The sequence below is a fragment of the Gemmatimonadota bacterium genome (assembly GCA_009838845.1).
Classification (GTDB): domain Bacteria; phylum Latescibacterota; class UBA2968; order UBA2968; family UBA2968; genus VXRD01.
In genome coordinates this window covers 61,384-70,993 of the sequence record VXRD01000095.1, presented here as the reverse complement: position 1 = coordinate 70,993, position 9,610 = coordinate 61,384, and the positions used below count along the sequence as shown (strand labels likewise).

Sequence of the window (9,610 nt, the reverse complement as noted above, 5' to 3'; positions counted from 1 at the left end):
CCACTGTATCAAAATCGGACACTTGCCCACGTAATTAAATTTTGATAAGGCCAGTGATTTTTTTATTTACGCCAGTATCTAAAATTTTTTCAAAAATTAAACGACTCATTTACAACATGTTATTAAAATAAAAGAGGTCCAGCCATAAAAAAAGTGCTCGAGTCATTGATCCCAAAAAAGTTTGGCACGATTTTCGCTAAATAAAATGTCAACAATCTTTCCAATTTTCAGAGGAGGTTCTCATGCTCAAAAATTACCTGACCATTGCCCTGCGAAATCTGGTACGCTACAAAATATACACCGCGATCAATGCCCTCGGCCTGGCAACGGGCATTGCATTTTGCCTGCTCACATTTCTCTATGTGCGGCACGAATGGACTTATGACCAATTTCACGAAAAAGCCGACCGCATTTTCCGACTGGGGGCATCTGGCGGAATGTTTGGCAAAAAAGACAATGCCATGCGTGTCCGATTATCGGGTCAAATTGGACCACTCATGCGAGATAACATCCCGCAATTCGCCCATGTAGTGCGGATACATGAGGGTCCAGGCACTGTATCTCACGGCAATAATACCTTTGAAGTAAAATCCCTGTTCACCGACGAAAACTTTTTTCAACTATTCACGTTTCCGATCACACACGGCGATCCCAAAACCGTGCTCGCAAACCCAAACAGTATAGTCTTGACCCAAAGTGCAGCGCGAAAATATTTCGGACAAAACGATGTTGTAGGACGAGAAATCAGCATCAGCGACAAAATCTGGAACGAGGAAGAGAAAACTTTTGTCGTAGCGGGTATCGCACAAGATCCTCCTGAAAATTCCAGCATTCAATTCGATCTGATTTTTTCTCAGGCAAGCCTTCCTCCCCCTGAAAAGAAAATGAAGGCATTTACCCTGACAGCAGACGGCAAATTCGAAAGTAAAGAAATTACTCCATCCGTTTTCTCGTGGGGAAGAGATGTTACCTATATACAGCTAATTGACAACGTACAATTGGCAGACATATCCCCTGTCCTGAATGCATTTGTTGAAGCAAACAAAAATTCTTCACAGGACGTGGCCTTGCACTTGCAGCCCATTGCAGATATCCATTTTGATCGCGAGATAATAGAGGGGTCTTTAACAGAGGGACTTTCAACACCGAGCAACCCCGCATATTCCTATATCCTCGCGGGCATTGCCCTATCCGTATTGCTGGTGGCGTGCATCAATTTTACGAACCTCGCCATTGCGCGATCTGCGACCCGAGCGCGAGAGGTGGGAATACGCAAAGTAGTGGGTGCGGTACGTTTCCAACTGATGAAACAGTTTTGGGGCGAGTCTTTGCTGCTCACGGGTGTGGGAATGCTGTTGGGACTTGCACTAACAGAGTTTTTTCTCTCGACCTTCAACACATTGACACAGGTGAATTTAACACTGGATTATCGGCCTTCCCTATCCGACGTGCTCTTTGGCGCGTCGTTCTTATTGATTATTAGTCTAGTCTCGGGTATCTATCCGGCACTCGTGCTATCGGGCTTTGATCCCATTGCCGTTTTGAAGAACCGATTCAATATCGGCGGCAGATCCTGGTCTGGTCGCGTCCTGATCGTTGGTCAGTTCGTCGTTGCGATTTTGTTTCTCATTGCCACCCTTGTAATGTCTCGGCAACTGACATTCTTAAAAGAAAAGAATCTGGGCTTGAATGAGTCGCAGGTCGTATTGATAAAAACACAGAATCTTTACACGTCAGCTCTTCCGCAGCAACGCCATCTGATACCTCACCAACTACAAATCTTCAAGAGAGAACTCAAACGGCACACCCAGATCGTAAACGTGACACAATCAGATTTGTTTTCCAACTTGAAAGCAGACTCAGACTACCACCAAGACAATATTACATTTCCTAATGGGGAAGTGGTAAAAAAATCAGATGTTTACGTGGATTATGACTTTTTCGACACACTGGGCATTGTATTGTTGGCAGGACGCAACTTTTCGCCAGATTTTGGTACAGATGCAAAACAGGCTGTTCTGGTCAATAAAACATTTGTCGAACGCTCACAACTGGAACAACCCTTGGACACGACCTTGCCCATTAGCCAGATGATGGCCTATTTTACGCTGGGAGATAGCATACCAAAAGTCCTGGCAATAAAAGACCCCAAAATTATCGGTGTCGTAGATGATTTTCACTTACAGTCGCTACATTATGCCCTGCCTCCTGTAGTGATATTTTTAGATGCAGCCAGCAGGGCCGACGATTTCCTTGTACGCATTCGTCCAGAACGCCTGTCCGAAACGCTCGCCTTTATGGCTGAAAAATGGCAGTCTATTGCGGGCGATGCACCATTTGATTACGTCTTCCTCGACGAAAATTTTGATCGCCTCTACCGCGAGGAAGAACGCTGGGGCACCATTGTCCAATACGCCTCTTTCTTCGCGCTCTTTGTCGCATGCCTCGGGGTTCTGGGTCTCACATCCCTCGCCATTACCCGACGCACCAAAGAAATCGGCATCCGCAAAGTACTCGGCGCATCGAACCATCACATCGTCGCCCTATTGTCCCGAGAGTTTGTGATACTTATTCTCATCGCCAATCTGATCGCCTGGCCCATCGCCCATTACGGCGTCGAGCACTGGTTGCGAGATTTTGCCTACCGCATTGATGCAGGTATGGGCCTCTTTCTGCTCGGCGGATTACTCGTCTTTTTAACAGCCCTGCTCACCATTGGCATTCAAGCCCTCAAAGCCGCACAGCGCAATCCCGTCCACGCCCTGCGATATGAGTGAGATCAAATTATTGGGTTCTCGTTGGGAAATGAGGGTAAATAAGGTGTCGTGAAAGAACTGACCATAAACCATTGATTTTATTTTTTTAAAAAAGTTTAATTGTTTTCCATTAAACTGTAAAATTTCCCTTGACACCTGTTCTTTTGTTTAGTATTTTTGCATAGAACGTTGATACATAATTTTTTGACAGGAGGCAATCATGGCAAGCATTGAGGTTCAGGCCGAACAGGGAATTGAGGAAATTCTATTGGCCGATTTGAGTCGAGATTTGCTCAAAGTTGCCGGTCGCATCCAGGCCGAGATGCCACATGTACCTTTTGATGCCATTCGCCCCGAAGCCATGGCGCGCGTCGAAGCCGCTGAGCAAGCTGTCGATACTCTGGCACGAGATTTGACCCAGGGGAAGGGAGAACTCACTGAGTGGCACGGTGCCCTGACAGATTACGAATCGGCCTGGTTTCAGGTTATTGAGTCTTTAGGCGTTCGCAATAATTAAATCGCAACCCATATATTCACGTTTATTTTCGGCAATAAATAACCCGTTGTGTTGCCGATTTCCACGAAAGCAAAGGAGAGATAGCAATGTCCCAGCGAGATATGAAAACAAATAACTCAAATATGAAGGCGACAGCAGCCCAAACCATCGACCATATCAAGAAGCAGATTGCAGAATCCGAAGGTTTTCCCACCGAGAAAATCGATGAGTTTGTGGTATTCATCCAGAACGATCCCTACATCACGTCTGCGGGGTTGCAGTACAAAATGTTGCAAACCTATAAGGCTGGCAAATTCGCAGTACAGGCTGTAATGCCTTCCAAAGAAGAATACGCTCTGTTGCGGCGGATGATGGGATTAAAAGATGAGGAACCGCTGGTGGTAATGCGCGGTGAGGTGTGGGTCGAGGGACTTGCGCGTCCTTTTGTCGATTACGGCACCACAACGCCTAATAATCTCAAAGGATTTGTGCGATTTTCAGATTACCCACTCGAAATGGCGACGCGACGCGCCACCAATCGGGCGATGCGTCTGGCTACCGCGACAGGGATGTGTTCTGTCGATGAGCTACAGGTAGCCACAGATGCCGCCAGCGATGTTGGAGAGGAGTACAACAGTTCATCTGCCACGCAAAGTCAGATTGATCTGATTAAAAATCTGGGGCGCAGTCCACGGCTAACCGAGCGAGAACGCGAGCGATTGAAAACCCAGATTGAAGGTGGATTGGACAAGCGTCAAGCATCCGAATTGATCCAAAAAATAAAAGCGAGGTTAGACGCTCGGCGCAAAGCCGATGCACAACCTATTGCAGCTTGATTTTGAGCCGGTTGTAGCGCGCATTCTTTCGTCAGGGGAGAGGGGAAGGATTTAGCGTACAACCGGCACTTAATAAAAAAGCGGGAGCTCTATAAGAGCCCCGCTTTTTTGTTTTCTACGGCGAATAGTGCCCTCTTGTGCTTTCGTTTCCTTTTGTGTATCATGGAGCAAATGTGCAAACGATCAAAAATGCGATGAAAGGCGTATGGTTATGAAATCGATAATACTGGGAATTTTGTGCATTGCGCTAACTGCAACAGATGGTCTGGCAAAAGACGCTTCGCCAGAGGCCATTGCCGCGGCAGAGAGAGCATACCGTGAAGGGATGAAACACTTTGAGGCAGAAAATCTGGACGCGGCACTTGTATCGTTTCAATCGGCGATTGCCCAGAACGAAAAGTACGCACCCGCCTATGTGGGCATAGGCCATGTCTATTTGAAACAGGGCGATTTGGCCGAAGCGGAAAAGGCGTTTAAGACCGCAGTTTCAAAAAAGAAAAAATACGCGCCAGCTTACAATGGACTGGGCCTGGTCTATAGCCGCAAAAAGAACGAATTGCGTCGGGCAATTGCGTATTTTCGGGATGCAAATCGGGCAGATAAAACGTACTCAGAAGCGCAATATAACCTGGCGCAAACCCTGGAAAATTACGGCAGCAGTGAGACCCTCAAAGCCTATCGCAATGTCTTAAAAATCGATCCCAAACACCCCAATGCAAACTATCGCATAGGGATATTGCTCGATGAAGATGGAGAACGCGAAAAAGCCGTGCAAGCATATCGCGATCAATTAGAAGCAAAACCGGATCACCGCGGGGCACGCTTGAATCTGGGCATTGATCTGAAATTGCTCGGGCAATTGCGAGAGGCACTTCAGCACCTGCTCAAAGTTGCAACCGTTGCCAGCGATTTTCAACGTCGCGCCGTATTGGAATTGGCGCAGGTATTTCAAAGGGCAAAGGCATTTGACCAGTCTGCGCGATTATTTGAATCATATATCAGACAGTTATCCGAAAAAGAACAAGAAACGTATTGCGATCTAAATCTCCTCGCATCGGGTCCCATTCTCAAAGAATATAACGATGCCGAGACACTTCCAGAAAAAAAACGCGTTTTTAGAACATTCTGGTCGCGCTTAGATCCGGCTCCCGTCACCGAAGCCAATGAACGGTTATTGGAACACTATCGCCGCGTCGCGTATGCGCGTGAATTTTTTGGGACACTTCGATTTCCCTGGGACGCGCGCGGCGAAGCCTATATCCGCTATGGCGGGCCTGACCATGTGAGCAATTCGGGCAATATTCAACTGGAGCGAACAAAAAAATTGGTTGACGTAAAAGAGCGGCTCATTCAAAAAGCCGGACCAGCGGTGGACCGGTTGCTCAGGGCGCGGTCCGATGCGGTCGCATCGAGCATGAGGGGTATGCAAGGGCAATTGCGCCGCGCTGAGCGACGTGACCCCGGCGGACGACAACAAGTAACCAGCGGAACCATTTTGGGATGGCCGGTATATCCGGTGGACGGGATATGGGAATACTGGATCTATGCCGATGTTGGCAATGGTATAGAAGTCGTATTTGAACAGCGCTCAAACCAGGGAGCCTGGGATTATGCCGACATACCCCTCGGCAGAGGGCGGATTGCGCGGATCTGGCAGGACATGCATCCCGAAATTGTCTTGAAACAGGTCGCAGTTCTTACACCGATGACATATCGCCCCGATTTTGCGACGGGCGCATTGGATTTTTATCTCGCCTCATCCGCTTTTCGGGGACAAGAAGGTCTAACTGCACTCGAAATTTATTACGGTATTCCAACCGCGCAGTTACATTTTGCAGCCGGGCAAGATGGCGCGAAAATCGCACAATTAGACCGCGGCATTGTGGTTTACAATCAAGCGGGCGATCCCGTCTATCGCACGAGCCAGGAAATGGTGCTGGGCGCAGCGGGTGAAGCCGATCAGTCACCTGGCGCGTATATGCCGGAGATGGACCGTTTGTTTTTAACACCGGGCAATTATCGCATTTCCGTGCAGGTTTTGGATCGCCGTTCGAGAAAATCACAGGTGTATCACATCAACCGCGTCGTGCCCGAATATGATATAGACGACGAGTTAAAGATCAGCGATGTGGAACTCGCCGCCACCATCAATATGGCCGACAAGAGTCGGTTCCAAAAGGGCGATATTGAAGTGATCCCCATAGCCTCAAAAGCCTATTTGCCCGCGCAACCCGTATTTATATATTTCGAAATTTACAACTTAAAACGCAATGCCTTCGGCCAGACCAAATACCGCGTATCTTATGTGGTGCGATCGCGCGATCAAAAGACCATCGGCGCACGAATTTTGGGTGGCGTGGGCAAAATGCTCGGACAAAAGAGCGAGCAGGGCGTTGTCTCAATCGAATACGAACAAGTGGGAACAGAGACACAAGAACCGGGATATCTCGAATTGGACATGTCGCGCTCTGAACCGGGCGAAAAGACCGTAGAAATCGCGATTGTGGATGAAACAACAGGCCAGACAGCAACCGCGACAGCGACATTTGTCACTCAATAGGACAGGAGCAAATTCAATGCGTATTTTTGATGTTGAAACCATGCGCGCACACGCGCGTGAGATTTTTGATACAGCAGTCAAAGCAGTTGATGCCGAACAGTGCGTGCGGCAATTTGTATCGCTGGATGACAATATTTTGCACATAGGCGATCGAAATTATGATTTAAGTGTTTACCACCGCATCCTGGTCGTGGGCACGGGCAAAGCCTCACCGCAAATGGGCGTAGCTCTGGAAGATATATTGGGTAATCGCATCTCCGGTGGATCAATGAATACAAAATACGACCATGCATTGCCCTTAAAACATATCGACATAGTGGAATGCGGCCATCCTGTACCCGACGAATCGGGAGTTGACGGCGTCGGACGCATGGTTCATTTGCTGGAAGAAGCGGATGAAAACACGCTGGTGATTTGTTTGATCTCCGGTGGTGGCTCGGCACTCGCGCCCGCACCTGCTGATGGATTGACGCTTGCGGACAAACAAGAGACCACGAGCCTATTGTTAGCCTGCGGTGCAAATATTGTGGAACTCAATGCCATCCGCAAACATCTATCGCGCTTAAAAGGAGGCGGCCTGGCGCGGGCGGCGTTTCCCGCGACAGTTGTCGCACTGATGTTGTCAGATGTAATTGGCGATCCCATGGATGTCATCGCATCTGGCCCCACAGTGCCGGATACCGCGACATTTAAAACGTGTATGGATATTCTGGACAAATACGAATTGGTCGATAAAATACCCGAAAGTGTTCGGCTGCGACTAAAAGCCGGTTTGGCTGGAGATATTGAAGATACGCCCAAGCCCGGTGATGCGGCGCTCTCCAAAGTTCAGAATCTCGTGGTCGGCAGCAATGGTTTGGCCGTAGCTGCGGCAAATAACAAAGCGATGGAATTGGGGTATAATGCCCTGGTATTATCTACGCGCATCGAGGGCGAGGCGAGAGAAGTCGCTTATGTATATGCGGGTATTGCCAAAGAAATTGTGACATCTGGACAGCCCCTTACAGCACCGGCCTGCGTGATTGCCGGCGGAGAAACAACCGTGCTGGTGAGCGGAGAGGGCAAGGGCGGGCGCAATCAAGAAATTCCGCTATCGGGCGCAATTCAGTTGGCCGGATGGGACAATGTCGTACTATTTAGCGGAGGTACCGATGGCACCGATGGGCCAACCGATGCCGCGGGCGCCGTAGCCGATGGACAAACCATAGCGCGCGCAGAGGCACTGGGACTATCCGCGATCGCGCATCTAAAAAACAATGACGCCTACCACTTTTTTAAACCACTGGACGACCTGATCATCACCGGAGCAACAGGAACCAATGTGGCAGATGTCGCGCTGGTAATGGTCGGGAATGCATAACTTCGGGAAATATGTCTCATGTCCAATTTAACCGAACCCATCCTCAACGAAGTCGAAGTCGATTATTTCCGGCGTCACGGGTATATCATGCGCACCGATTTACTCACCGTTGATGAACGCGACGAATTTATCGCCCTATTTGACCGCGACCGCGAGCAATTTGTGTTTCGCTGGCATCCCTATGGCTACCATCAGCAAGCTAATTACGACGCACTCGTCACCACGCCCGAATTTGACCGCGTGATCCGTCATCCGAAAATCCTCGCTGCAATCGAACAACTCATGGGGGGACCGGTTTGCTTTGGCGAAATTGGCGCGCGTTACATGCTCCCTTACGACGGCGAACAGCACCGCAGTTGGCACCGCGATCGCCCCCACTGGGACGAGCATCCATTTCGAATGGACTATATCCAGCTCATGCTCTATCTCACGGATGTGGGCGCAGACACCCACTGTTTTTCACTCTCGCCCGAATCGGTTTACGAACCCACGCTCGAAGATAACGAAGCACAACTCAAACGCGGAGGCATCGCCGATATTCACGGTCCCGCAGGCACGGTCTGTCTCTTCAATGTCGCGGCACTACACACGGCTACCACGCGACCTACGAAATGCGACCGCAAAACCCTGCAAATATACTACGGACACCGCGACCACAAATACTTGGCCAACGACTCCATCATCCCTCCCATCTTCTGGCGCGACCACAAAGACCCCGAAGTGCGCGCCTTTTACGGCAACCTCAACGAAGTCTCCAATATTTACAACAAAGCATTTGGAATCCAGCCATGACCTTCCGAACAACACCTCTCACGCCCAACTACGGCGTTGAAGTTCACGACATTGACCTCACCCAAATCAATGGCGAAATGGCCGAAGCCCTTCTCGATGCAGTCAACGAACACGCCCTGCTTCTCTTTCGGAGGCAATCGCTCCACGACGAAGACATCTACACCCTCAGTGCTGCGCTCGGACCCGTCGCAGAACCCGCAGCCAGAGTCAATCACAGTCCCCGTTTCAAAGAAGTCAATTACCTCTCGAATTTGAACAATGATGAAGGAACATTTATCGGTGCTCCCATCACAGACAATGACAGTAGCTGGCATACAGATCAGGCCTTTCGCAAAAATCCCGCCACACTATCCACGCTTTTCTGTATCATCGCCCCGGAACAAGGGGGCGGCACCAGCTTTTGTAGTACACACATGGGCTATGAAGCCCTTCCGAAAACACTCAAGAAGCACATCGAGAACATGCGCGTCAAATATCTGCCCGGCAAAATTCACGAAGTCGAACCCCTTGTAGTCACCCATCCTCTGGTACTCACCAGCCCGAGCACAGGTCGAAAAACTCTCTATCTGGCTCCCCACACGCGTGGAATTGACGGGCTGGACGAAGCCGAAAGCCAGGCACTCAAAAACGAACTGCTCACCTATCAACTCCGCCCACAGCACATATACCAGCACAACTATCGCATGGGCGACATGCTCATTTACGACAACGCACAACTCCTGCACAAACGCGACGCGTATAAAGGTCCCCGCTTCCTGAAAATCACGCGCGTCTTTCTTTCCCACGACCGCTTCGCCATTCCCGACTGAC

General features: G+C 49.5%; 7 protein-coding genes. All 7 read left to right on the top strand.

The genetic code is table 11. The features are described 5' to 3' along the window. Nucleotides 1-242: 242 nt before the first annotated feature. The 7 genes from F4Y39_12265 to F4Y39_12235 all read left to right on the top strand — a co-directional run bounded on the left by F4Y39_12265 (nt 243) and on the right by F4Y39_12235 (nt 9,609). Nucleotides 243-2,777 (top strand): FtsX-like permease family protein, encoded by a 2,535-nt coding sequence (locus tag F4Y39_12265; GenBank protein MYC14493.1) that lies wholly within the window; start codon nt 243-245, stop codon nt 2,775-2,777. 199 nt (nt 2,778-2,976) lie between these two features. Then, nucleotides 2,977-3,273, top strand: a complete 297-nt coding sequence (locus F4Y39_12260; protein ID MYC14492.1) for a hypothetical protein — start codon at nt 2,977-2,979, stop codon at nt 3,271-3,273. An 86-nt stretch (nt 3,274-3,359) separates the two neighbouring features. Next, a complete protein-coding gene (locus tag F4Y39_12255; GenBank protein MYC14491.1) occupies nt 3,360-4,088 on the top strand; it encodes a hypothetical protein in 729 nt (242 codons plus the stop codon). A gap of 205 nt (nt 4,089-4,293) precedes the next feature. After that, nucleotides 4,294-6,648: a GWxTD domain-containing protein gene (locus F4Y39_12250; GenBank protein MYC14490.1), complete on the top strand. Its 2,355-nt coding sequence runs from the start codon at nt 4,294-4,296 to the stop codon at nt 6,646-6,648. A 40-nt stretch (nt 6,649-6,688) separates the two neighbouring features. Next, the gene (locus F4Y39_12245; GenBank protein MYC14489.1) at nt 6,689-8,008 is read left to right on the top strand and encodes a glycerate kinase; all 1,320 of its coding nucleotides are present in this window, start codon (nt 6,689-6,691) and stop codon (nt 8,006-8,008) included. 18 nt (nt 8,009-8,026) lie between these two features. Continuing rightward, complete coding sequence (locus tag F4Y39_12240; protein MYC14488.1) at nt 8,027-8,800, top strand: phytanoyl-CoA dioxygenase family protein; 774 nt, start codon at nt 8,027-8,029, stop codon at nt 8,798-8,800. Continuing rightward, nucleotides 8,620-9,609 carry a TauD/TfdA family dioxygenase gene (locus F4Y39_12235; protein ID MYC14487.1) on the top strand — a complete coding sequence of 330 codons (990 nt, stop codon included), beginning with the start codon at nt 8,620-8,622 and terminating at the stop codon, nt 9,607-9,609. The genes F4Y39_12240 and F4Y39_12235 overlap by 181 nt, the downstream gene beginning before the upstream one ends. Nucleotide 9,610 lies beyond the last annotated feature (1 nt).